The sequence below is a fragment of the Amycolatopsis antarctica genome, assembly GCF_002262875.1.
GTDB lineage: Bacteria > Actinomycetota > Actinomycetes > Mycobacteriales > Pseudonocardiaceae > Amycolatopsis > Amycolatopsis antarctica.
In genome coordinates this window covers 98,932-120,022 of record NZ_NKYE01000016.1, presented here as the reverse complement: position 1 = coordinate 120,022, position 21,091 = coordinate 98,932, and the positions used below count along the sequence as shown (strand labels likewise).

Below are 21,091 nucleotides of genomic sequence, written 5' to 3'. Positions count from 1 at the left end.
CGTGTGCCCTGGTGGTCACCCTGACACGAATCCGCCACCGCGGCCGGACTCGACTCAGCTCGTGAGCACCGCGTCGATGGAGCCGGAGATGATCTCCAGCCCCTGCGCGAACTCGGCATCGGACGTCGTCAGTGCCGGCAGCAGCTTCATGACCTCACCGTCGGGCCCGGAGGTCTCCATCAGGAGACCACGTTCGAAGGCCTCCGCGCACACCTTGCCCGCCAGCTCGCCGCTCGCGAATTCCAGCCCGCGGGCGAGTCCGCGCCCCTTGGCGACGAGGTTCGCGTCCGGGTAGCGCTGCGCGATCTCCTCGAACGCACCACCGATCCGCTCGCCCTTGGCCTTGACGGACTTCTCCAGCTCGTCGTCGCTCCAGTAGGTGCGCAGTGCCTCGGTCGCGGTGACGAAGCCGGGGCTGATGCCGCGGAACGTGCCGTTGTGCTCGCCGGGTTCCCAGACGTCGAGGTCCGGGCGGATCAGCGTCAGCGCCATCGGGATGCCGTAACCGCTGATGGACTTCGACAGGCAGACGATGTCCGGAGTGATCCCGGCTTCCTCGAAGCTGAAGAACGGTCCGGTGCGCCCGCAGCCCATCTGCACGTCGTCGACGATCAGCAGGATGTCGTGCCGCTTGCACAGGTCCGCGAGGCTGCGCAGCCAGTCGATCCGGGCGGCGTTGATGCCGCCCTCGCCCTGCACGGTCTCGACGATCACGGCGGCCGGCTCGTTCAGCCCGCTGCCTGAGTCCTGGAGCAGACGCTCGAAGTACAGGAAGTCGGGGTACGCGCCGTCGAAGTACCGGTCGTAGGGCATCGGCGTGGCGTGCACGAGCGGGACGCCCGCGCCGCCGCGCTTCATCGAGTTACCGGTGACCGACAGCGCGCCGAGCGTCATGCCGTGGAAGGCGTTGGTGAAGTTGATGACCGACTCGCGGCCGGTGACCTTCCTGGCCAGCTTCAGCGCGGCCTCGACGGCGTTGGCGCCACCGGGCCCGGGGAAGATGACCTTGTAGTCCAGCGCGCGCGGCTGCAGAATCGTCTGGTCGAAGGTCTCCAGGAAGTCGCGCTTGGCGACCGTGAACATGTCCAGCGCGTGCGTGACGCCGTCGCGGGCGATGTAGTCCAGCAGTGCCTGCTTCAGCACCGGGTTGTTGTGCCCGTAGTTGAGCGCACCGGCACCGGCGAAGAAGTCGAGATATGCCTTGCCGTCCTCGGTATGCATCCAGCTTCCCTGCGCCCGGTCGAAAACGACCGGCCAGCCGCGGCTGTAACTGCGCACTTCCGATTCGAGCTTTTCGAAGATGCTCACTGTGCTCCGTCTCCTGCAGTGCCGGGTCGTGGTGGACGTTGTGCGACCCCGCGCCCGGCGGGTGGGGTTGCCGCTGTTCTCGGCTCTCGGGTTCCGGTCGGCGACCGGTTGCTCAGTTCGGCGCGGCCAGCGGGCCGATGCGGTACAGGTTCTCCGGTTCGTGCCCGGCTCCGTCGGGGAAGTCGGCGGCCGCGAAAAGGTCCTCGCGGGTGAGTTCGGCGTTCCAGCGCTTCGCGAAGGAGGCGAACAACGCGATGGACGCCTCGTTGTCCGGGGTGATGGTGGTTTCCAGATAACGCACGCCCTCCGTGACCAGGCGGCTGAACATGGCGTCCAGCAACGAGCCGGCGAGCCCGCGCCCCCGCTGCGAGGAGTCCACCGCCACCTGCCAGACGACAGCCGATTCGGGGGCGCTCGGACGCCGGTACCCGATGATGAATCCGACGGGTTCGCCGTCGGCCCTGGCTACGACTGAGGTGTCGGAGAAATCGTGGCACCACATCAAATAAGCGTACGACGAGTTGAGATCCAACTTCTGTGAATCCCGCGCGATCCGCCAAAGGGCTGAACCATCAGCCTTCGTCGGGGAATCGATCACCACATCGCCGGCTGCTTGACTGTGGCCGTTGGCACGCTCCGAGTGCTTTCCGGACATATCAATGCAACCTAACAGAACGTTTTGCGCAGGTCAGACCATGTGACAGCACGAAATCGAACTACCTGCGAAGACACCGAATCACGTGTGACAATAGCGACAGCATTGTACCGGGAGCGCGGCGGAATATGCTAGACGCACAGCGTTTGCAGCGGGGCCGATCGCTCCCGTCCGCGTCATGCCACGCTTCGCGCCCACACGCTAACCCGCACCCACTCGAAACGCGAGTACGAACACGGGCGAATCTCGCGCCCATGCGCGACCAGCGCGCTCAGCGCGAGAGACCGCCCGTGGGATCGCAGGCCCGCCAGAACTCGGCGCCCAGCCTGGAAATCCGCACGCTGCGCCGGATCGCCTTCGGCCGCTTCGCGGTCTTCTCGGCCGCCGCCACCTCGTCGTCGGTCATCAGGATCTCGTACTGGGTATCGAGCGCCGAGACCTCGGGACCGATGTCCACCAAGCCGAACTCCGCCAGTCTGCTCACGTAGTCGGCGACGTGGTCGAGCAGCGACACACCCGCCGACTTGCCGACCGTCGAGGCGTTGGCGAGCAGCACCCTGCCGGTCCCGCCGATGCCGCCGCGCTCGACGATGTCGACAACGGGAAACGGCGAGCCCTCCGCCAGGGTGGCCAGGATGCGTGCCTCGTCCGGAGTGAGCTGCCGCAGGATCACGGCGTACAGGTACTCCCGGGAGCGTTCCCGGCCGAAACCGATCGACCGGTTGAGCAGCTCGGCCATCGCGCCGCGCAGCGGCTCCACCTCGCCGTCCGCCGTGGGCACGACGGCGACGGCCTGCCGGGCGGAGAACGGCGCGGCGGCGGTGTTCGCGGACACGGCGGGCCTGCCCATGGTGACGATCCGTGAGTCGTTGACGTTCTCCAGCCGCTTGCGCAACTCGACGAGAGCGCGGCGTTCGAGCTCCCGTGCTCCACGTTCGGCGACGCCCACACCGGGAAGCCTGCGCGCGACGGAGAAACCGGTGCGCGCGGCCCACCCCGCCAGTCGTCCGGCCTGGGTCACCATGCCCTCACCCGAGGTCCGGGCACCCGATTCGAGCAGTCTGTCGTCGGTGGTCACGTCGTCCTCCCTCACACGGCCCAGCCGATGCTACCGGCCGGTAGTCCGCTCGGCTCGCCCGCCGGACGCCGGGGTGGACGGAAAACGGCACGCGCGCGTCCGTCCGCCGGTGTTGTAATCGAACCATGATCACCTCGCGATGGGGAACGCCGATCGAGGTCCACGAGGCCAGGGAGGCCGAGCAGCGGGCCCTGTTGGACCTGCTCGGATCGCTGACGGCGGCGCAGTGGTCCGCGCCGACCGCATGCACCGGCTGGACCGTGCACGACCTCGTCACGCACCTGCTCGGCGTGCAGCTCAGCACGCTCTCCCGGCACCGCGACGGCCACCGGCCGGACTCGCCGGCCGCCGGTGAGACGCTGCCCGCGTTCATCGACCGCATCAACGCGGAGTGGGTGGGCGCCGTCCGCAGGGTCTCCCCTCGCGTCCTGGCCACCCTGCTGGCGGACACCTCGCGGGAGGTCGGCGACTACTGGCGGAGCGTGCGGCCCCACGCCGAGGGCGAACCGGTGACCTGGGCCGGCCGGGAACCGGCCCCGCGCTGGCTGGACGCCGCCCGCGAGTACACCGAGTACTGGGTGCACCAGCAGCAGATCCGGGCTGCCACCGGGGCGCGTCCGCTCGACGAGCCGTCCCTGCGCGATCCGGTCGTCGACACGTTCATGCGCGCCCTTCCCGTTGCGCTGGAAGGGATCGGCGCACCGGAGGGCACGATGGCGGGTTACCGGATCACCGGGCTGGATCGCGAGTGGACGGTCGTCCGTGAGGACGCGGGCTGGCGCTTCGCCGAGCACGGTGACGCCGTCGGCCTGGCCGCCGTCGTGTGTACCGACCCGGACACGTTCTGGCGGCTGGCGACCCGGAACGCGACCGTGGATTCGTTGCGGGACAAGGTGGACGTCGAGGGTGATCCGGATTTGTGCACGGCGATGCTCGGCATGGTCTCGATCATCGTGAGCGGGACCGCGTGACGACGCTGCTCACCGGGGGCCTGGTGCTCGACCCGGATACGGGCGACATCACTCGTGCCGATGTCCTGCTGGACGGGGACCGCATCCTCGCGGTCGGCAACGGACTCGCCGGCGACGAAGCCGTCGACTGCGCGGACGGACTGCTCGTTCCCGGGCTGATCGACTGCCACGCGCACGTTGCCTTCCCGCGTGGCGGCGAACTTCCGCGCAGTGCCCGGATCCTGGAATCCGTGCCGGTTCTGCGGAGCCTGCTGGAACGCGGCGTCACCACGGTCCGCGACGCCTGGGGAGCCGACGCCGGGCTCACCCACGCTCTGCGAGAGGGCTGGATCACCGGACCGGACCTGCTGATCAGCCTGCGGCAACTCTCCCCCACCGGCGGGCTCGGCGACGCCTGGTCCCCGGACACCGGGCGAGCCGACCGGATCGGTGACCCCTCCCTGCCCGATCCGATCTTCGACGGTGCCGATGCCGCCCGTGCCGCCGTCCGCCGGATGGTGCGCGCGGGGGCCGACTGGATCAAGGTCGGCGCCGGGGGCGGGATGCGGGACGTGATGCTGGGCCGGGAAGTGACCGCGACCGAGGCCGAACTGCACGCCATCGTGGACGAAGCGCGCCGGTGCGGCCGAGACGTCCTCGCCCACGCACACGGGGCCCGGTCGGTGACCGCGGCGGCCCGCGCCGGGGTGCGCAGCGTCGAACACGGGGTGTTCCTCGACGAGGAATCCATCGCCGCGATGCGGGAACACGGCTGCTGGTTCGTCCCGACGCTCGCGCCGATCCGCGGCAACTCCGACGCCGAGGTCGTCGCCGTACACGAGCGGTCGGTGCGGCTCGCCGTAGCGGCCGGGATCCCGGTCGCCGCCGGATCGGACCTCGCCGTCCGTCCGCACGTCGACCTGCTCACCGAGCTTCGCCTGCTGGCAGACGCCGGGCTCGGTGACCTCGGCGCGCTCCGGGCCGCGACCGTCGAAGGCGCACGGCTGCTGCGCCTCGAACACGACCGTGGCCGCGTCGTTGCGGGCCTGCGCGCGGACCTGCTGCTGTTGCACGATGGGCGACCGGACGTGCACGACCTCGCCGATCGCGTGCACACCGTCTGGCACAACGGACGTCCCGTGTGCCGGCAGCGTCTCCGGTGCGACTCGCCGTAGCGGCAGGGGTCAGCAGCGTTCGCGCAGGCGGCGGAGCATCCGGGCGTCGGCGAACCCGACCGAACGCGCCGCGGATTCGACGGTCGCGCCGGCACCGATCAGATGCTCGGCCCGTTCGAGCCGCAAGGTCTGCTGGTATCGCAGCGGGGTTGTCCCGGTCGCGTCCACGAACGAGCGGGTCAGTGTGCGCTCGCTGCACCCCGTCGCACGCGCGAGTTCCGGCAGCGGCAGCCGACCGGTGAACCGCGCGTCGATCAGGTCCTGGACGCGGTGCACCTCGTCCCGCAGATGCGAACGGTGCCGCAACATGGCGCTGGACTGCTGGTCGTCGCCGTTACGGCGCGCGTAGACGACCATCGAGCGGGCGATGCGAGCCGCCACTCCCGGCCCCTCCCGCCCGGCCACCAGATGCAGGGCGAGATCGATTCCGCTGGCGATCCCGGCCGCGGTGACGATCCGGCCGTCGATCACGTACAGCACGTCGCGTACGACGGTCGCCGCCGGATAGCGACGGGCCAGTTCGTCCTGGAGCACGTGGTGGGTGGTGCAGCGCCTGCCGTCGAGCAGACCGGCCTGCCCCAGCGCGTCCGCCCCCGCGCAGACGCTGGCGACCGTGCCGCCGAGAGCGTGATGGGCGCGCAGTCGCGCCAGGCTCCCCGCACCCACCCGGACCCGGACGGTGGAGCGCCATCCGGGCACCACCACCAGGTCCTCCGGTCCCAACTCCGGCCAGCGGGTCTGGGCGCGCAGTGGAAGTCCCTGCGCGGTAGGCACTTCCGCTTCCTCCGCGACATAGCTCAGCCGGTAGTCGTGGCCGAGATCGGCCGCCGTGGAGAAGACCTGCGCGGGACCCGCGAGGTCGAGCAGGTGCAGTCTCGGCACCAGCAGGAAGACGACCCTGCTCACGATCCGGTCAGCGCCGGTGCGAGGTTCTCCAGCTCCGCGATCGTGCGGATGGTGGCGAACCTGCCGTCCAGCGCGTACTCGGTGCGTTCGATGATGTGCTCCACCCGCAGTGTGCGCGGGTCGGCCAGGATCTCCGCCCGCCTCCGTCCCGCCGGCGCGTCGCGGTGCTCTCTCGGCGTGGTGGCGGTCGCGTCGATCACGAAGGTGACGCGGTAGCCGAGGTCCGCGGCCAGCCGCGCCGTCGTCTCGCAGCACTGCTCCGTCCGGATCCCGCACACCAGCAGTTCGCCGACCCCTTCCGCGGTCAACGTCTGGGCGATATTCGTTGTGGTGAAAGCGTTGTGCGCGGTCTTGCGAAGCACCGGCTCGTCGGTGGCCGGGTCGAGGCCGGGCAGCAGCCGGACGTGTCCCGACGCCGGATCGAACACGGTTCCGCTACCGGGTTCGGTGTGCAGCACCCAGAACACCCGGTCCCCGGCGGCACGGGCGAGCCGCACCAACCGGGCCACCCGGTCGGCGATGTCGGGCGCCGACACGTCCTGCCAGTCGTCGCGTTGCCGGAACGATTCCTGGACGTCGAGAACGATGAGAGCTCTGTTCATACCCCGAGTGTGCCGGAGAGGACGGGTCCGCATAAGACACCTTCCGGGCAGACTGCGGACCGATCCGGTCACGAACCGCTACGGTCGGCGGATGGCTGAGGGGACCCCGTGGGAGCTGGTAGAGGCGCTGACTGAGTGGGCGCACGGCCAGTCGTGGTGCGAATGGCTCGAACTCGGCGGTTCACTCGGCCGCGGGGCCGGTGACGAACTGTCCGATGTGGACGCCGGGATCGGCGTCACCACCGGCGAGCCTTACGCCTCGGCCCGTGCCGCCGCACTCACCGCCGCCGTCGGTTTCGCCCCGGTCGCGGACACCCTCGTCCAGCACCTGGGAAGCACCGAGTCGCCCGCCGACCACCTCGTCGTCCTGCCCGCCGAGGCTCGCACCGGACTGCCGCCCGAAGCCCGCGCCCTGCTCGATCGCGCGGGCAGGCTGGCGACGCCGTGGTACCCGGCCTCGGCCTCGGCCACCGGCGACCAGCGCCGGGAGTGGGCGTTCCTCGCCTGGTTCGCCTCGGCGATGTCGCCAAACACGCGACGCGTGGATCGCCATGGCGGGCACACGCACAGCTCCACGAGGCCCGCGAACAGCTCTGGCGCCTGCACGCCGCCCGGCACGGTCTCGCCTACCCCGCGGTCAGCGTGGAGAACGCCGGAATGCCCGCACCGAGCGGACTGGAGGACACCCTTCCCGCCTCGGCCGATCCCGCGGCGTTGACCGGCGCCGCCCGCGCGCTCGCCGTCCTGCTCAGGCCGCTCACCGCGGAACTGGACGTGGACGGGGTGGCGGAGGTGGCCGCAGGCAGGCTGGCCGGGCGCACCGGCCGGTCAGCCGAGTAGCCAGGTCCGCGCCTGGCGCACCGCGTCCACCGTCACCTGGTGCCCGCCCGGATGCCGGTGCGTGGTCACCTCCGCCGAACGCGAGCGCAGGTTCTCGGCCAGCAGGTCCGCCGAGTCCACCGGCGCCATCGGATCCTGCTGCCCGTTCGACATGAACACCCTGCTGCCGTTCAGATCGTGCACGGGTGGTTCCGGCACCGGCAGCATCGCCGCGAACAGGGCCGCCTCGGTCAGCACGTCCGGCCGGAGCAGGGTCAGCGCCGCCGCGATGTTGGCCCCGTTCGAGAATCCGGCAGCCACCAGCCGCCGATCCGCGAGCCCGTACCGTTCACGTGCGGCCAGCACGAACTCCGCGAGCTGATCGGCCCGCGCGATCACGTCCTCGGTGTCGAACACGCCCTCGCGCAGACGCCGGAACCAGCGCGCCATGCCCTGTTCCGACACCGGGCCCGCCGGGGCCAGCAGTGCCGCACCCGGCGCCAGCTCCCGGCCCAGTCCCAGCAGGTCACCGGGCGAGCCGCCGGTACCGTGCAGCAACAGCAGCACCGGCGCGTCGGCGTCGCCCTCGTCGAAGCGGTGGACCAGCCCGAGCTCACTCATGCCGTGCTCCCTCTCGCGGGCCCGTTGCCGGGTTCACGCGCGGTCCGTTCCGGCCATGTCGTTCTCGCTCGGCAGGTCCAGCCTCGGCAGTACGGCCTGGATCTGCTCGCGGTCCGGCTCCAGCCACGGCGGCAGCTTCAGCGCGCGACCCAGCTCGAGCAGCGGTTCGTCGATCGCGAATCCCGGTTCGTCGGTCGCCACCTCCAGCAGCGTGCCGCCCGGCTCGCGGAAGTAGATCGAACGGAAGTACTGCCGGTCCAGGATCGAGGTGACGTTGACGCCGCGGTCCACCAGTTCCGCACGCCAGCTCGCCTGGGTGGGCTCGTCCGGCGCCCGCCACGCGACGTGGTGCACGGTGCCCCTGGCGACCAGGCCCTGTGGCGCGTCCGGCGTGACGAGGACGTCGACCAGCGCCCCCGGGCCGCCGTCGCCCGCGGTGAACCGGAACCGGTTGCCGTCCTGGGCGGCGAAGTCGAGTCCGAGGTCGCCGAGCATGCCCGCGGTCGCGTCCTCGCGGGACACCGACAGGGTCACCGAGTGCAGCCCACGCACGGCGTGCTCGGCGGGGACCAGCGCCGTGTCCCACGGGTCCCGCGGGTCACCCTGCGGATGCGCGACCAGCGCGAGCTGCAGGCCGTCCGGGTCGCGGAAGGTGAGCACGTCCTCGTCGTCGCGGTTGGTCACCTGGCTCGCCTCGACGCCCGCCTGCCCGAGGTGCTGCTTCCACCAGCCGATCGAGGATTCCGGGACGGAGAACGAGGTGGTCGTCGCCTGCCCGGTGCCGAGACGTCCGCTGGGCGCGTCCTTCCACGGGAAGAACGTCATCAGTGTGCCCGGCCGGCCGGACTGATCGCCGTAGTAGAGGTGATAGGTGCCCGGATCGTCGAAGTTCACCGTCGTCTTGACGAGCCGGAGCCCGAGGGTGCGCAGGTAGAAGTCGGCGTTGCGCTGCGGGTCGCCACCGATCGCGGTGACGTGGTGCAGGCCGCTGGTCTTGATCGACATCAGGTCTCCTTCGTCGCGCCTGGATCAAAGCTAACCCGATAACCTCTTGCTCGCAAGATTTATTCCAGCGAGAGGTATGCGCTATGCTCGCGGCGTGACGGACGGACCCGACCCGCAGACCGACGACGACGAGATCGTCACCTGGTGGGGCCTGGTGATCGAGGGCTACCTGGCGACCCAGGACCGGTTGATGGGCGAGATCGCCGAACGTTTCGGACTGGCGCCCGCGTCGTTCGACATCCTGATCCGGCTGATCCGCTCCCCCGGCCACCGGATGCCGATGACGCGACTGGCCGGCGAGGCGGCACTGTCCAGCGGCGGTTTCACCAAGGTCGCGGACCGGATGGTCGCCGCGAACCTGATCTGCCGTGTGCCCAGTCCGGACGATCGCCGGGTCACCTTCGCGGTACTGACCGACCACGGGCACGACATCGCCTCCAAGGCGCGCGCCGCATGTGCGGAAATCCTCCGGCGCACGGTGCTGGAACCGTTGGGGCCCAATGCTTCCGGGGCGCTCGCCGAATCGATGCGAACGCTGCGCGGCGTCAACGAGCGGGGCTGATCCCGGCGCCTCCGGCTCGCGATCCATCGCCCAGCATCACCGCCGACCACACCACGAACACCCACATGGCGACGGCCGCGAGCGTGTCGGTGTAGATCGTCGCGAACCAGAACGCCGGAATCTGCGGCACGCCGACCAGGAAGTGCCCGAGGGAGGCGAGACCGGCCAGCGAGTGGGCCATCAGCAGGCCGCGAGCCGGCCAGTACCGAGCACGGACGTACGCGCGGTAACCCGCGATCCCCGCGGTCGTCGACAGGATCCAGCCGATCGCCACCAGCACCTGCGTCAGCCCCAGGCTCAGCCCCTCCATCTGCGGGTACTGGTCGACGGCGGCCACGTTGTGCGCGTAGTGCAGTGTCGTCGTCAGCAGGCTGAATCCGAGCACGACCCGGAGCATCACCAGCCCACGCCGATGCGCGGCCCCTCGTGCCGGGAGCGTGGCCTGCGCTTCGTCGATTTTCGCGGTCATGCAGTCACCCCTGGACTCGCTAGATAGATCGCTCTAGTCAGAGAATAGGCTGCCGCTTCCGCGAGGGCAAGGAACGACACGTGGGCCGTCTCCGGTCAGTCCGACCGGCACGGGCAGGATTCGTCACCGCTGCCAGGGCGGCACATCGACTGCGTTCACGCGCGTGGGGCGCGATGCCCCAGCGTTTCAGGAGTCGTAGTCGACGGTCAGCTCGTCCGAGGCCGGGAACGACTGGCAGGTCAGAACGAACCCGGCGTCCAGTTCGGACTGTTCCAGCGCGAAGTTGCGCCGCAGGTCCGCCTTTCCGGTGACGACCTTCGCCCGGCAGGTACCGCACACCCCGCCCTTGCAGGCGAACGGCAGATCCGGACGGACCTTCTGCGCGCCGTCGAGCACGGTGGTGTCGTAGCCGATCTCGACGGAGGTGGAGCGGCCGTCCAGCACCACCGTCAGCGCACTCGACGGGCCCTCGACGCCGGGGTCGACGTGCCGCACGGGCTCCGGCGGCACATCGTCCACATAGAACAGTTCCTGGTGGACACGCTTCTCCGCCACACCCCAGCCGCGCAACACGTCCTGGGCGTCGGTGACCATGCCGAACGGGCCGCACAGCCACCAGTGGTCCACCCGCTCGGCCTCGGGCAGCAACCGGCGCAACGCCTCCAGCTTGTCCCGGTCGAGCCTGCCGGTGAACAGTTCCGCCTCGCGCGGCTCGCGGGAGAGCACGTGCACGAGTTCCAGCCGTTCCGGGTAGCGGTCCTTCAGGTCGGCGAGTTCGTCGGCGAACATCACCGTGTCGGTGCGGCGATTGCCGTAGAACACGGTCGCCGTGGCGTTCGGATTGCCCAGTACCGTCGCGGCGATCGAGAGCACCGGCGTGATTCCCGAACCGGCGGCGATGAGCACGTGATGCCCGGCCTCGTCGGCGTCCGGGCAGAAGGTACCGCTCGGCGCGGCGACGTCGATCTCGTCTCCCGCGCGGACCTCGCGCACCAGCCAGGAGGAGAACAGCCCGCCCGGCACCTCGCGCACACCGATCCGCGGCTTCGCGCCCGCCGGGGCGCAGATCGAGTACGAACGCCGCTCCTCCCGGCCGTCGATCGTGCGCCGCAGGGTCAGCGACTGGCCCGCCCGGAATTCGTACGCCGGCGCGAGTTCCGCGGGAACGTCGAAGGTCACCGCGACGGCGTCGTCGCAGAGCCTGCGGACCCCGGCCACGGTGAGGGTGTGAAAACCGGTGCGGCGCCTGGTGCTCGCTGCGGTCATCGGCTCAGATCTCCTTGACGTGTTCGAACGGTTCGGCGCAGGAGCGGCATCGGCGCAGGGCCTTGCAGGCGGTGCCGCTGAAACGTGAGACCTCGACCGTGTCGGCCGAGTCGCACAGTGGGCACCGCACCCGGGTCACCGGGGCGTTCAGGGTCAGTGGGATGGGCCCGGTCGCGCGGCGCTGCGCGGCCCCCGGCGGGGCGATCCCGGCCTCGGCGAGCTTGCGCCTGCCCGCCGCGCTGATCCAGTCGGTGCTCCACGCGGGCCGCAGTACGGTACGCACCTCCACCTCGCGGAAGCCCGCGCCGGTGAGAGCGTGCACCAGATCGTCGCGCATGGTGTCCATCGCCGGGCAGCCGGTGTAGGTCGGCGTGATCGTCACCGTCACCCGTCCGTCCACTTCGGACACCTCGCGCAGGACACCGAGGTCGGCGAGCGTCACCATCGGCAGCTCGGGGTCGGTCACCGTCTCGGCAACCGCCTGGGCGTCCGGCCGGGTGGACACGCCGGTCACCACGTCGCGTCCGGGTGTGCCCTGGCGACGCTCTGCAACTCGGCCAGCAGGAAGCCCATCGCCTCGGTGTGCAGGCCGTGCCTGCCCATCCGGCCGGAAACCCCGGCACGGGCGGCGACCTCGGGCACGGTCATCGTCGCCGCGTGCAGAACCTGGCCCAGCACACCGTCGAACTCCTCCCGCGCGGCCGAGGGTTCCACCCCGACACCGGCCTCGGCGACCCTGGCCTCGACCTCGTGCACGGTGAACAGTTCGCCGACCAGCGGCCACACCGCCGCGAGCCCGGCCCGCATCCGCTCGTGCGAGTACGCCGTACCGTCGCCGAGCCGGACCGCCCACTGCGCCGCGTAGTCACGGTGGTACGTGACCTCCTTGACGCCCTTGTCCGCGATCGCCGCAAGCACCGGGTCACGTGAGTCGGCAAGCCGGGTCAGCAGCGCGAGTCGCCAGGCCGAGAAGACGAGCAGCCGGGCGATCAGCTCACCGAAGTCACCACGCGGCATCTCGACCAGCCGGACGTTGCGGAACTCGTGCTCGGCACGGAAGTACGCGTAGTGGTCCTCGGTGTGCCCGGAACCGTCCGCCTTCCCCGCCCTGGCAAGGAGAAGACGGGCCTGGCCGAGCAGGTCGAGGCCGATGTTGGCGATCGCCACCTCGTCCTCGAGCTCGGGTGCGTTCGTGCACCACTCCTGCAGCCGGTGCGACATGACCAGCGCGTCGTCACCCAGCATCAGGCAGTAGGCGGCCAGATCGGCACCGTCCACACCGGACGGCACGGAGGTGTCCACACCGGACAACGGGTCATCGAACCCGGTGCCGAACGCCCAGCGGGAGTCGTTCTCCTCGGTCATCGCCTCGTACGCATTGTCGAAAAACATCTTCAGCTCACCGCTCACATGTGTGGAACGTTCTCGGGAATGTCGTAGAACGTCGGGTGCCGGTACACCTTGTCCCCGCTCGGCGCGAAGAACGGGTCCTTCTCGTCCGGGCTCGACGCGGTGATGTCGGCGGCCCTGACCACCCAGATGCTCACACCCTCGTTGCGCCGGGTATACAGGTCACGGGCGTGTCGCACGGCCATCTCGTCGTCGGCGGCGTGCAGCGAACCGACGTGCACGTGGTTCAGGCCGCGCTTGCCGCGGACGAAGACCTCGTATAGCGGCCAGTCGTGCTTGACCACTTCGGGCCGCGGTTCCACCGGAACGCCGTCCAGTGGTACGGCCCCGTGGCCGCCCTCCGCGCTGAGATCCTTGCCCTCGCTCATGCCCCGATCCTTCCGGCGTTCTTGGCGGCGTGCGCCGAGGCCGCCTCGCGCACCCACGCACCATCGTCCTGGGCCGCGCGCCGGTGGGCGACGCGCTCGGCGTTGCACGGCCCGTTGCCCTTGAGTACCTGCTTGAACTCGGCCCAGTCGATCTCACCGAAGTCGTGGTGGCCGCGTTCGGCGTTCCAGCGCAGGTCCGGGTCCGGGAAGGTGACACCGAGGGCCTCGGCCTGCGGAACCGACATGTCGACGAAACGCTGCCGCAACTCGTCGTTGGTGTGCCGCTTGACCTTCCACGCCATCGACTGCGCGGTGTTCGGCGAATCCGCGTCCGGCGGGCCGAACATCATCAGCGACGGCCACCACCACCGGTTCACCGCGTCCTGCACCATGTCCCGCTGCGCGTCAGTTCCGCGCATCATCGTCATCAGCAGCTCGTAACCCTGCCGCTGATGGAAGGATTCCTCCTTGCAGATCCGCACCATCGCCCGCGCGTACGGCCCGTAACTGCTGCGGCACAACGGAACCTGGTTGCAGATCGCCGCGCCGTCGACCAGCCAGCCGACCACGCCGACATCGGCGAACGTCAGCGTCGGGTAGTTGAAGATCGAGGAGTACTTCTGCCTGCCGTTGATCAGCCGGTCGGTGAGATCGGCGCGGTCGGCGCCCAGCGTCTCGGCGGCGGAGTACAGGTACAGGCCGTGCCCCGCCTCGTCCTGCACCTTCGCCAGCAGCACCGCCTTGCGCCGCAACGAGGGTGCCCTGGTGATCCAGTTGCCCTCCGGCTGCATGCCGATGATCTCCGAGTGCGCGTGCTGCGCGATCTGTCGGATCATCGTCTTGCGGTAACCCTCGGGCAGCCAGTCGCGCGGCTCCAGCCGGTTGTCCGCCGCGATGGTCGCCTCGAAGTGCCGTTCCAGCGCACTTTCGTCCATTGTGGACTCTTCGACGGTGGTCATTCGAGCTCCTTCGAAACCAGGGTCAGCACGTCGTACTTGGCCACCGACTCGTCGGCGCCGTTGGTGACGTCGGCGTCCCAGCGCACCTCGCCATAGTCGGCGTTCTCGCGGGGCGTGATCTGCTTGCAGGTCAGCGTGACCGTGAGCGCGTCGCCCGGCTTCACCGGAGTGAGGAAGCGCAGGTTCTCCAGGCCGTAGTTCGCCAGCACCGGGCCCGGCTCCGGCGAGACGAACAGCCCCGCCGCGAACGACACCACCAGGTAGCCGTGTGCCACGATCCCGCCGAACAGTTCGTTCTTCGCGGCGGCCTCGGGGTCGGTGTGGGCGTAGAAGGTGTCACCGGTGAACTCGGCGAAGTGGTCGACGTCGGCCTGGGTGACGGTGCGCGGACCGGCCACCACCGCGTCACCGATCTTCAACTCCGCCAAAGACTTCCGGAACGGGTGTACCTCGGTCACCGAACGCTCGGTGCCCGCGACCCAGCGGTTGGTGACGGCGGTGAGCACCGAAGGGCTGCCCTGCACGGCGGTGCGCTGCATGTGGTGCAGCACGCCGCGGATGCCGCCCATCTCCTCGCCACCACCGGCGCGGCCGGGCCCACCGTGCACCAGTGCGGGCATCGGGGAACCATGCCCGGTCGACTCCTTCGCGTTCGTGGAGTCGAGCACCAGCAGGCGGCCGTGCCACGGGGCGACGCCCAGCACCACGTCGCGGGCGAACTCTGTGTCGGCGGTGACGACCGACCCGGCGAGGCTGCCCTGCCCGCGTGCCGCGAGTTCGACGACCTGTTCGGTGGAGCTGTACGGCAGCAGCGTCGACACCGGACCGAAGGCCTCCACCTCGTGCGGCTCCGCGCGATCGGAGTCGCCGGCGCGCAACAGGACCGGCGAGATGAACGCGCCACGCTCGGCGTCGGCGTCGACCACGTCGACCTTCTCCGCGTCGCCGAAGACCACACTGGACGCGTCCAGCAGCGCCTTGAGCGAGCGGCGCACCTCCTCGCGCTGCTCCAGGCTCGCCAGTGCGCCCATCCGCACACCTCCGCTGGCGGGGTTGCCGACGGTGACCTTGGCGAGGCGGGCGCTCGCCGCCTCGGCGACGGCGTCCAGCAGACCGACGGGGACGAAGGCGCGACGGATCGCGGTGCACTTCTGTCCGGCCTTGACCGTCATCTCGGTGGTGAGCTGCTTGACGAACAGGTCGAACTCGGGCGTGCCCGGCTCGGCGTCCGGGCCGAGGATCGACAGGTTCAGCGAGTCGGCCTCGGCGTTGAAGCGCACCGAGTTGCGGATGATCGCTGGGTGCGCGCGCAGCCGCTGGGCGGTATCGGCGGATCCGGTGAACGACACCAGGTCCTGCGGGGTGACGTGGTCGAGCAGGTCGCCGGCGCTGCCCGCGACGAGCTGCACGGAGCCCTCGGGCAGCAACCCGGACTCGACGATCAGCTCCACCAGCCGGGCGGTCAGGTACGCGGTCTGACTGGCCGGCTTGATCAGGCTCGGCACGCCGGCGAGGAACGCGGGGGCGAACTTCTCCAGCGGGCCCCAGACGGGGAAGTTGAAGGCGTTGATCTGGACGGCGACACCCCGCAGCGGGGTGGCGATGTGCTGGGCCAGGAAGGTGCCGCCCTTGCTCAGCGGCTCCACGGCACCGTCGACGTAGACGGTGTCGTTGGGCAGCTCGCGGCGGCCCTTGCTGCTGTAGGCGAACAGCACGCTGATGCCGCCGTCGATGTCGAACTTCGAGTCGCCGAGCGTCGCGCCGGTGCGCGCCGAGAGGGCGTAGAGCTCCTCGCGGTGCTCCCGCAGGTGCGAGGCGAGCGCTTTGAGCAGCGAGGCCCGCTGGTGGAACGTCAGTTCGCGCAGCGCCGGGCCGCCGACCGTGCGGCCGTAGGCCAGCGCACCACCCATGTCCACGCCGTTCGAGGAGATCCGGGTGACCACCTCGCCGGTGACCGCGTCACGCAGGGGCACGCCCTCGCCGGCAGGCGCCTGCCAGGAACCGGATACGTAGCTGGACAGAACGGAGCCTGACTGGGCCATGAAGGCCGACCTCCTCGGGTCGAGACGACGAGCGGGCGCGTGGAGCGATCGGCGGCGAACCGAATTACCAACCGTACGTTCAGTAAGTCATGGTAGCGCCTGCACCCGCCTGACGGAAGGTCATGCACCCTCCTGCCCGCTCGCCCGCCGTAACCTGATGCGATGACCGCGCGTCGAGGCAACGTGGATCTCGCCGAGGTGCGCGCGGCCGCCAGGCGCCAAGCCGGACGCGAGACCGCGGGCATCCGCGACATCGCGGGCTACCTCGACCGAGCCGTCACCGACCGCGCACACCGCGAGGTGATCGGACCACTACTGCCCGGCACCGGAGCATCCGGAACGGTGACCTGCTCCGGCAGGACGATCGCGACCTGGGGCGACCCGGCGGTGGCCGAGATGGCGTTCAGTGTCAGCAAGACCTTGCTGTCGGTGGTCGCGGGCGTGGCCTTCGACCGCGGAATGCTCGCGCACCCGGTGCGAAACGTCCTCGAAAGCGTGCCGGTCCCGGCCGGGCCTGTCCCTGCGATCCGAACCCGACGGGGCGGCTGCCGGAGCGGACCTTGACACCCTCGGCGGCGGCGAATCACTATTAACCGTCCATTCGGTCAGTTAGCGAGGCGGTCCAGCCGTGGCGCGCAATGCCGCACACACCATGTTCGACACCGACGAGGCGTCTCGCGCGCTCGGAATCGAGCTCGTCGAGGCGGGCGAAGGCCGCGCGGTGGCGCGAATGCGGATCACCGCGTCGATGGTCAACGGCCATTCGATCGCACACGGCGGATACATATTCCTGCTCGCCGACACCGCGTTCGCCTGTGCCTGCAACAGTCACGGGCCGGTGACGGTCGCCGCCGGCGCGGAGATCTCCTTCATCGCGTCCGGCAGGCTCGGTGACGAGCTGGTCGCGACGGCGACGGAGCGCACCCGGTATGGGCGCAACGGCATCTACGACGTCACGGTCTCGCGGGTCGAGGCCGACGGCAGCAGCGTTCTCGCGGAGTTCCGCGGGCGCAGCCGCACCATCGGCGAAAGGCGGGAAAGCACGTGACGGCAACGACCCGGCGCGGTGAGGCACCACCGGCGGATCTGCTGGACGACGCGGAGCGGCTCGGCGCCGACGAGCTGCAGGACCTCCAGTTGAAGCGTCTGCAGTGGACACTCGCGCACGCCTACGCGAACGTTCCGCTCTACACCAGGAAGTTCGACGCGGCAGGAGTGCATCCCGACGACTGCCGCTCGCTGGCGGACCTGGCGAAGTTCCCTTTCACCACCAAACACGACCTCCGCGACGAGTATCCGTTCGGCATGTTCGCGGTGCCGCAGTCGGACGTCCGGCGGATCCACGCCTCCAGCGGTACCACCGGGAAGCCGACCGTGGTCGGCTACACCGAACGCGACATCGACACCTGGGCGGGCGTCATGGCGCGCTCGATTCGCGCGGCCGGTGGACGGCCGGGGCACAAGGTGCACGTCGCCTACGGGTACGGGCTGTTCACCGGTGGCCTCGGCGCGCACTACGGCGCGGAGAAACTGGGCTGTACGGTCATTCCCGCGTCCGGTGGCATGACGGCGCGGCAGGTCCAGATCATCAACGACTTCCGTCCCGAGATCATCATGGTGACGCCCTCGTACATGCTGACTCTGCTCGACGAGTTCGAGCGGCAGGGCCTCGATCCTCGGCAGTCCTCGCTGCGGGTCGGCATCTTCGGCGCGGAGCCGTGGACCGAGCAGATGCGCGCCGAGATCGAAGAGAGGGCGGACCTCGACGCCGTCGACATCTACGGCCTGTCCGAGGTGATGGGGCCGGGGGTCGCGCAGGAGTGCGTGGAGACCAAGGACGGCCTGCACGTGTGGGAGGACCACTTCTATCCGGAGATCGTCGATCCGGTCGACGAGTGCGTGCTCGCCGAGGGCGAGACCGGCGAGTTGCTGTTCACCTCGCTGACCAAGCAGGCGCTGCCGATCATCCGGTACCGCACCCGGGATCTGACCAGGCTGCTGCCCGGTACTGCACGGCCCGCGTTCCGGCGTATGGAGAAGGTCACCGGACGTAGCGACGACATGATCATTCTGCGGGGGGTCAACGTCTTCCCGACCCAGATCGAGGAGATCGTGCTCCGCACGGAGGGGCTCGCTCCACACTTCCAGATCCGCTTGTCCACACAGGACCGGATGGACGCGCTGACGGTGCTCGTCGAGGCCAGGGCCGAGACCGCCACGGATCGGCGGATCGACGCTGCCGCCGAGCTGGTCGCCGGGATCAAGGACTCGGTCGGGGTTTCGGTCGCCGTGGACGTGTCCGATCCGGACACTCTGGAGCGGTCCGTGGGCAAGATGCGGCGTGTCATCGACGAGCGCGGCCGGCCGTGACCGCGGCGCCCGCCCGGCGCGGCAGGCCGGGATACGACCTGGAGTCACTGCTGCTGGTGGCGGTGAAACTGTTCAACGAGCGCGGTTACGACGGTACGAGCATGGAGGACCTGTCCCGCAAGCTCGGTATCACCAAGTCCGCCATCTATCACCACGTACCGAGCAAGCAGGAGCTGTTGCGACTGGCCGTGGACCGGGCGCTGGACGGGTTGTTCGGTGTCGTCGCCGAGGTCGAGGCGCAGGACGGGCGGGCGATCGACCGGCTGGAGAGCCTGGTGCGCGGCAGTGTGTCCGTGCTTGTCGCGCAACTCCCGTTCGTGACTCTGCTGCTGCGCGTGCGCGGCAACACGAAGGTCGAACGGGCCGCGCTGGCACGCAGGCGCGAGTTCGACCGCATCGTGACGGAGCTGGTAGCCAAGGCGGAGGCGGAGGGCGACGTACGCGCGGATGTCGATCCGGCTGTCACCAGCAGGCTGCTGTTCGGGTTGGTCAACTCGCTGATCGAATGGTACCGACCGGGCCGTGGTTCGACTGGTACCGAGCTCGCCGACGCTGTATGCAAGATCGCGTTCGACGGTCTGCGTCTTTCCCCGCAGTAGCTGTGGCTTGACGCGCTTTCGGTTTTGGGCACCTCTCGGCACTGGCGCGTACTCGGCTTGGTGCGCACCTGTTGGCGCGTTCCCGCTCGGTGCGGCCTCGGGTTTGGTGCGCTTCGGGTGGGGGGCTTGGGTTCAGGGCACGCCTTCGGCGCCGAGTGGAACTGTCGCTCCGGTGGTCTGATGGGTGGGTGGTCGGCGGCGACAGTTCCCCTCGGAACGGTTTTGGTGGTCACCTCGGGTGCGGGGCCGGGTTTGGTTGCTGGGTCTGGTCTGTTGATGCCTGCGGGGCGTGGCTCGGGTTGAGCTGTGAGGTTCTCGTACCGGGCGGGGAATCCGGGTGTGCCGGGTTCTGGTCGCGCTCATGGGCATGGCACGTCGAGAGGGTCGGCTGGTTCGGTTGGAGCCTTCGGGCCGTCTTGGAATCGCAGGAGTGTTGCGGTTCTTGGTACGGTCGGTTCCGGGCGCAGTCGGTTCCGGGGTGTTAGCGGTTCCGTAGCGCAACGGCCCCTTCCTACGCGGGCTGGTGCCAGAGTGCCGCCGGCTTGTTGTGCGGACTGTTCTTTGCGGGGCTGTTCTGGGGCGGTTCGTTGCCTTGGGCCGATGGCATGTGTGCAGCCGATGGCGCGCCAGGCTCAGAAGGGTGCGGGCAGGGACGCTTCGCGGAGCGGCTCGGGCCTGGTGATACACCGGATCCCGGTGGGTGTGGTGACGGTCAGGGTTCCTACCGCGTCGGCGTCGTAGCGCCAGCCGGGTTGGTCTTTGAGTCGATGGTGTTTGCGGCAGAGTGCGGTGAGGTTCCGTGCCGCCGTCGCTCCTCCGGCGGACCATTCCTCGACGTGGTCGAGGTCAGCCTGGTGGGCGGGACGGTGGCATCCCGGGGCGCGGCATTCCCTGTCGCGGACTCGAACCAGTTCATCGAGTGCGGCCGGTGGCCGGTAGCGGGTGCGGCCTACGTCTCGGACGGTGCCGTTGACCGGATCGGTGACGACCTTGCGTAGTACCGAATCGGGGTGGGCGGCGAGGTGGCGGGCCAGCCAGGCGGGTACCGGGCCGTGGCCGGCGAGTTCGGCGGGGTCGTCGTCGACTCCGGCAAGCGTGGTCGCGGCGACGTGGACGAACACCTCCGCGCGCGGCTCGGCATCGCGGAGGCCGAGGCACAGTTCGGCGAGGACGTCAGCTCGGAGTTGCTCCAATGTGCGCGCCTCGTCCTTGCCGCGCAAAGTGCGGGCGATGCGGTCCACCCGGCTGTAGATCGCCGAGGCGACCTCGACGGGCAGGTCTGCGGCGAGGGTCGCTATCCCGTCGTCCTGGTGCACCAACTGCACATTGCGTTCGGCGCGACGCTTCGCCGCGCGGGCAGCGTGCCCATCCGGGTCGATCAGGGCGACCAGCCGGACGACCGCGCGACGTATCCCGGTCGGATTCTTACCCGCCAGACGACCGGCCATCATGCTGTCGACCTCGTGAGCCTGGCAGTCCGAGAGCGGATTGGTGGCGTCCACGATCTTCGATGCCTTGTACGCATCGATCACGCCGGCCTCCATTGCAGACAGGGTGCGCGGCAACCGAGTGGTCAGTGCGGACGCCATCGCCACCTGCCGTTGCGCCTGATGTTCCGTGGTCGAGAGCAGCAGCGCCAGTTCGGCATCGACTCCACGCGCATCGCCTGACAGCTCGGCAAATCGAGCCATCGTCCGCAACTGCGTGGCCTCTGCGCGGGCCCGAGCGATACCGGCATCACGGATCACCCGCAGCAGCTCACGCGGCGACAGCGATTCCATGGCGCCGACAACAGGAGCGGTGTCCTCAACGCCAAGAACATCTTCGACAACGAATTCCCCAGTACTCACATCGCAATTCTACCGGGAGGATTCGCGCACAACCATTCCACTTTCAGGCACAAATACCCGACAATCTAACCCCATTG

The 21,091-nt window shown here is 69.6% G+C and carries 24 protein-coding genes; 9 read left to right on the top strand and 15 right to left on the bottom strand.

Annotated features, from left to right (window positions below; genetic code table 11):
• Positions 1-54: 54 nt before the first annotated feature.
• The 3 genes from ectB to CFN78_RS22800 form a co-directional block, all read right to left on the bottom strand.
• Positions 55-1,308, bottom strand: a complete 1,254-nt coding sequence (ectB, locus tag CFN78_RS22810; RefSeq protein ID WP_094864916.1) for a diaminobutyrate--2-oxoglutarate transaminase — start codon at positions 1,306-1,308, stop codon at positions 55-57.
• Between the two features lie 112 nt (positions 1,309-1,420).
• Complete coding sequence (ectA, locus tag CFN78_RS22805; RefSeq protein WP_094864915.1) at positions 1,421-1,963, bottom strand: diaminobutyrate acetyltransferase; 543 nt, start codon at positions 1,961-1,963, stop codon at positions 1,421-1,423.
• Between the two features lie 271 nt (positions 1,964-2,234).
• Complete coding sequence (locus tag CFN78_RS22800) at positions 2,235-2,987, bottom strand: Abi-alpha family protein (RefSeq protein WP_094864973.1); 753 nt, start codon at positions 2,985-2,987, stop codon at positions 2,235-2,237.
• Between the two features lie 179 nt (positions 2,988-3,166).
• On the opposite strand from CFN78_RS22800, the gene CFN78_RS22795 reads away from it, so the two are divergent.
• Both CFN78_RS22795 and CFN78_RS22790 read left to right on the top strand, forming a co-directional pair.
• Positions 3,167-4,012, top strand: a complete 846-nt coding sequence (locus CFN78_RS22795) for a maleylpyruvate isomerase family mycothiol-dependent enzyme (RefSeq protein WP_094864914.1) — start codon at positions 3,167-3,169, stop codon at positions 4,010-4,012.
• Positions 4,009-5,166 carry an amidohydrolase family protein gene (locus CFN78_RS22790; protein ID WP_165777674.1) on the top strand — a complete coding sequence of 386 codons (1,158 nt, stop codon included), beginning with the start codon at positions 4,009-4,011 and terminating at the stop codon, positions 5,164-5,166. Before CFN78_RS22795 ends, CFN78_RS22790 begins: the two co-directional genes overlap by 4 nt.
• Positions 5,167-5,175: 9 nt before the next feature.
• Here CFN78_RS22790 and CFN78_RS22785 read toward each other — a convergent pair whose 3' ends face one another.
• Complete coding sequence (locus tag CFN78_RS22785) at positions 5,176-6,072, bottom strand: GlxA family transcriptional regulator (RefSeq protein WP_094864912.1); 897 nt, start codon at positions 6,070-6,072, stop codon at positions 5,176-5,178.
• The gene (locus CFN78_RS22780) at positions 6,069-6,674 is read right to left on the bottom strand and encodes a cysteine hydrolase family protein (RefSeq protein ID WP_094864911.1); all 606 of its coding nucleotides are present in this window, start codon (positions 6,672-6,674) and stop codon (positions 6,069-6,071) included. The genes CFN78_RS22785 and CFN78_RS22780 overlap by 4 nt, the downstream gene beginning before the upstream one ends.
• Before the next feature lie 91 nt (positions 6,675-6,765).
• Between CFN78_RS22780 and CFN78_RS28815 the strand changes: the two genes are divergently transcribed.
• Entirely contained in the window at positions 6,766-7,392 is a 627-nt protein-coding gene (locus CFN78_RS28815) for a hypothetical protein (protein WP_133116426.1), read from the top strand.
• A complete protein-coding gene (locus tag CFN78_RS28810) occupies positions 7,332-7,514 on the top strand; it encodes a hypothetical protein (protein ID WP_133116425.1) in 183 nt (60 codons plus the stop codon). Before CFN78_RS28815 ends, CFN78_RS28810 begins: the two co-directional genes overlap by 61 nt.
• On the opposite strand, the gene CFN78_RS22770 is transcribed toward CFN78_RS28810, so the two are convergent.
• Together CFN78_RS22770 and CFN78_RS22765 are read right to left on the bottom strand one after the other, a co-directional pair.
• Positions 7,503-8,114, bottom strand: a complete 612-nt coding sequence (locus tag CFN78_RS22770) for an alpha/beta hydrolase (RefSeq protein WP_094864909.1) — start codon at positions 8,112-8,114, stop codon at positions 7,503-7,505. The genes CFN78_RS28810 and CFN78_RS22770 overlap by 12 nt on opposite strands.
• 33 nt (positions 8,115-8,147) lie before the next feature.
• Entirely contained in the window at positions 8,148-9,119 is a 972-nt protein-coding gene (locus CFN78_RS22765) for a ring-cleaving dioxygenase (RefSeq protein ID WP_094864908.1), read from the bottom strand.
• A 94-nt stretch (positions 9,120-9,213) separates the two neighbouring features.
• Here CFN78_RS22765 and CFN78_RS22760 point away from each other — a divergent pair, with 94 nt between their 5' ends.
• The gene (locus CFN78_RS22760; protein WP_240519631.1) at positions 9,214-9,681 is read left to right on the top strand and encodes a MarR family winged helix-turn-helix transcriptional regulator; all 468 of its coding nucleotides are present in this window, start codon (positions 9,214-9,216) and stop codon (positions 9,679-9,681) included.
• On the opposite strand, the gene CFN78_RS22755 is transcribed toward CFN78_RS22760, so the two are convergent.
• The 7 genes from CFN78_RS22755 to paaZ form a co-directional block, all read right to left on the bottom strand.
• Positions 9,665-10,150, bottom strand: coding sequence for a hypothetical protein (locus tag CFN78_RS22755; protein ID WP_240519630.1), 486 nt, complete (start codon positions 10,148-10,150; stop codon positions 9,665-9,667). The two genes, CFN78_RS22760 and CFN78_RS22755, sit on opposite strands and share 17 nt — an antisense overlap.
• Before the next feature lie 186 nt (positions 10,151-10,336).
• On the bottom strand, positions 10,337-11,416 hold the full coding sequence (gene paaE, locus CFN78_RS22750; protein WP_094864906.1) for a 1,2-phenylacetyl-CoA epoxidase subunit PaaE: 1,080 nt from the start codon (positions 11,414-11,416) through the stop codon (positions 10,337-10,339).
• Positions 11,417-11,420: 4 nt separating this feature from the next.
• The gene (gene paaD / locus CFN78_RS22745) at positions 11,421-11,921 is read right to left on the bottom strand and encodes a 1,2-phenylacetyl-CoA epoxidase subunit PaaD (protein WP_276307351.1); all 501 of its coding nucleotides are present in this window, start codon (positions 11,919-11,921) and stop codon (positions 11,421-11,423) included.
• Positions 11,922-11,926: 5 nt separating this feature from the next.
• Entirely contained in the window at positions 11,927-12,808 is an 882-nt protein-coding gene (gene paaC, locus CFN78_RS22740) for a 1,2-phenylacetyl-CoA epoxidase subunit PaaC (RefSeq protein ID WP_094864971.1), read from the bottom strand.
• Between the two features lie 14 nt (positions 12,809-12,822).
• Entirely contained in the window at positions 12,823-13,110 is a 288-nt protein-coding gene (gene paaB, locus CFN78_RS22735) for a 1,2-phenylacetyl-CoA epoxidase subunit PaaB (protein WP_165777675.1), read from the bottom strand.
• A gap of 80 nt (positions 13,111-13,190) precedes the next feature.
• Positions 13,191-14,153, bottom strand: coding sequence for a 1,2-phenylacetyl-CoA epoxidase subunit PaaA (gene paaA, locus CFN78_RS22730; RefSeq protein WP_094864903.1), 963 nt, complete (start codon positions 14,151-14,153; stop codon positions 13,191-13,193).
• Positions 14,150-16,195 (bottom strand): phenylacetic acid degradation bifunctional protein PaaZ, encoded by a 2,046-nt coding sequence (gene paaZ, locus CFN78_RS22725; protein ID WP_094864902.1) that lies wholly within the window; start codon positions 16,193-16,195, stop codon positions 14,150-14,152. The genes paaA and paaZ overlap by 4 nt, the downstream gene beginning before the upstream one ends.
• A gap of 162 nt (positions 16,196-16,357) precedes the next feature.
• Here paaZ and CFN78_RS22720 point away from each other — a divergent pair, with 162 nt between their 5' ends.
• From CFN78_RS22720 to CFN78_RS22705, 4 genes are all read left to right on the top strand, one after another.
• Complete coding sequence (locus CFN78_RS22720; protein ID WP_094864901.1) at positions 16,358-16,759, top strand: hypothetical protein; 402 nt, start codon at positions 16,358-16,360, stop codon at positions 16,757-16,759.
• An 88-nt stretch (positions 16,760-16,847) separates the two neighbouring features.
• Positions 16,848-17,243: a hydroxyphenylacetyl-CoA thioesterase PaaI gene (gene paaI, locus CFN78_RS22715; protein ID WP_094864900.1), complete on the top strand. Its 396-nt coding sequence runs from the start codon at positions 16,848-16,850 to the stop codon at positions 17,241-17,243.
• A gap of 38 nt (positions 17,244-17,281) precedes the next feature.
• The gene (paaK, locus tag CFN78_RS22710) at positions 17,282-18,565 is read left to right on the top strand and encodes a phenylacetate--CoA ligase PaaK (RefSeq protein ID WP_420807917.1); all 1,284 of its coding nucleotides are present in this window, start codon (positions 17,282-17,284) and stop codon (positions 18,563-18,565) included.
• On the top strand, positions 18,562-19,164 hold the full coding sequence (locus CFN78_RS22705; RefSeq protein ID WP_094864899.1) for a TetR/AcrR family transcriptional regulator: 603 nt from the start codon (positions 18,562-18,564) through the stop codon (positions 19,162-19,164). The genes paaK and CFN78_RS22705 overlap by 4 nt, the downstream gene beginning before the upstream one ends.
• A gap of 632 nt (positions 19,165-19,796) precedes the next feature.
• Here the strand turns inward: CFN78_RS22705 and CFN78_RS22700 are convergent.
• The gene (locus CFN78_RS22700) at positions 19,797-21,014 is read right to left on the bottom strand and encodes an HNH endonuclease signature motif containing protein (protein ID WP_240519629.1); all 1,218 of its coding nucleotides are present in this window, start codon (positions 21,012-21,014) and stop codon (positions 19,797-19,799) included.
• Between the last annotated feature and the right edge of the window lie 77 nt (positions 21,015-21,091).

Coding starts and splice junctions, on each gene's coding strand:
- ectA (WP_094864915.1), bottom strand. CDS start 1,963: ATGTCCGGAAAGCACTCGGAGCGTGCCAACGGCCACAGTCAAGCAGCC.
- CFN78_RS22800 (WP_094864973.1), bottom strand. CDS start 2,987: ATGGTGACCCAGGCCGGACGACTGGCGGGGTGGGCCGCGCGCACCGGT.
- CFN78_RS22795 (WP_094864914.1), top strand. CDS start 3,167: ATGATCACCTCGCGATGGGGAACGCCGATCGAGGTCCACGAGGCCAGG.
- CFN78_RS22780 (WP_094864911.1), bottom strand. CDS start 6,674: ATGAACAGAGCTCTCATCGTTCTCGACGTCCAGGAATCGTTCCGGCAA.
- CFN78_RS28815 (WP_133116426.1), top strand. CDS start 6,766: ATGGCTGAGGGGACCCCGTGGGAGCTGGTAGAGGCGCTGACTGAGTGG.
- CFN78_RS28810 (WP_133116425.1), top strand. CDS start 7,332: ATGCCCGCACCGAGCGGACTGGAGGACACCCTTCCCGCCTCGGCCGAT.
- CFN78_RS22770 (WP_094864909.1), bottom strand. CDS start 8,114: ATGAGTGAGCTCGGGCTGGTCCACCGCTTCGACGAGGGCGACGCCGAC.
- CFN78_RS22765 (WP_094864908.1), bottom strand. CDS start 9,119: ATGTCGATCAAGACCAGCGGCCTGCACCACGTCACCGCGATCGGTGGC.
- CFN78_RS22755 (WP_240519630.1), bottom strand. CDS start 10,150: ATGACCGCGAAAATCGACGAAGCGCAGGCCACGCTCCCGGCACGAGGG.
- paaE (WP_094864906.1), bottom strand. CDS start 11,416: ATGACCGCAGCGAGCACCAGGCGCCGCACCGGTTTTCACACCCTCACC.
- paaC (WP_094864971.1), bottom strand. CDS start 12,808: ATGTTTTTCGACAATGCGTACGAGGCGATGACCGAGGAGAACGACTCC.
- paaA (WP_094864903.1), bottom strand. CDS start 14,153: ATGACCACCGTCGAAGAGTCCACAATGGACGAAAGTGCGCTGGAACGG.
- paaZ (WP_094864902.1), bottom strand. CDS start 16,195: ATGGCCCAGTCAGGCTCCGTTCTGTCCAGCTACGTATCCGGTTCCTGG.
- CFN78_RS22720 (WP_094864901.1), top strand. CDS start 16,358: ATGACCGCGCGTCGAGGCAACGTGGATCTCGCCGAGGTGCGCGCGGCC.
- paaI (WP_094864900.1), top strand. CDS start 16,848: ATGTTCGACACCGACGAGGCGTCTCGCGCGCTCGGAATCGAGCTCGTC.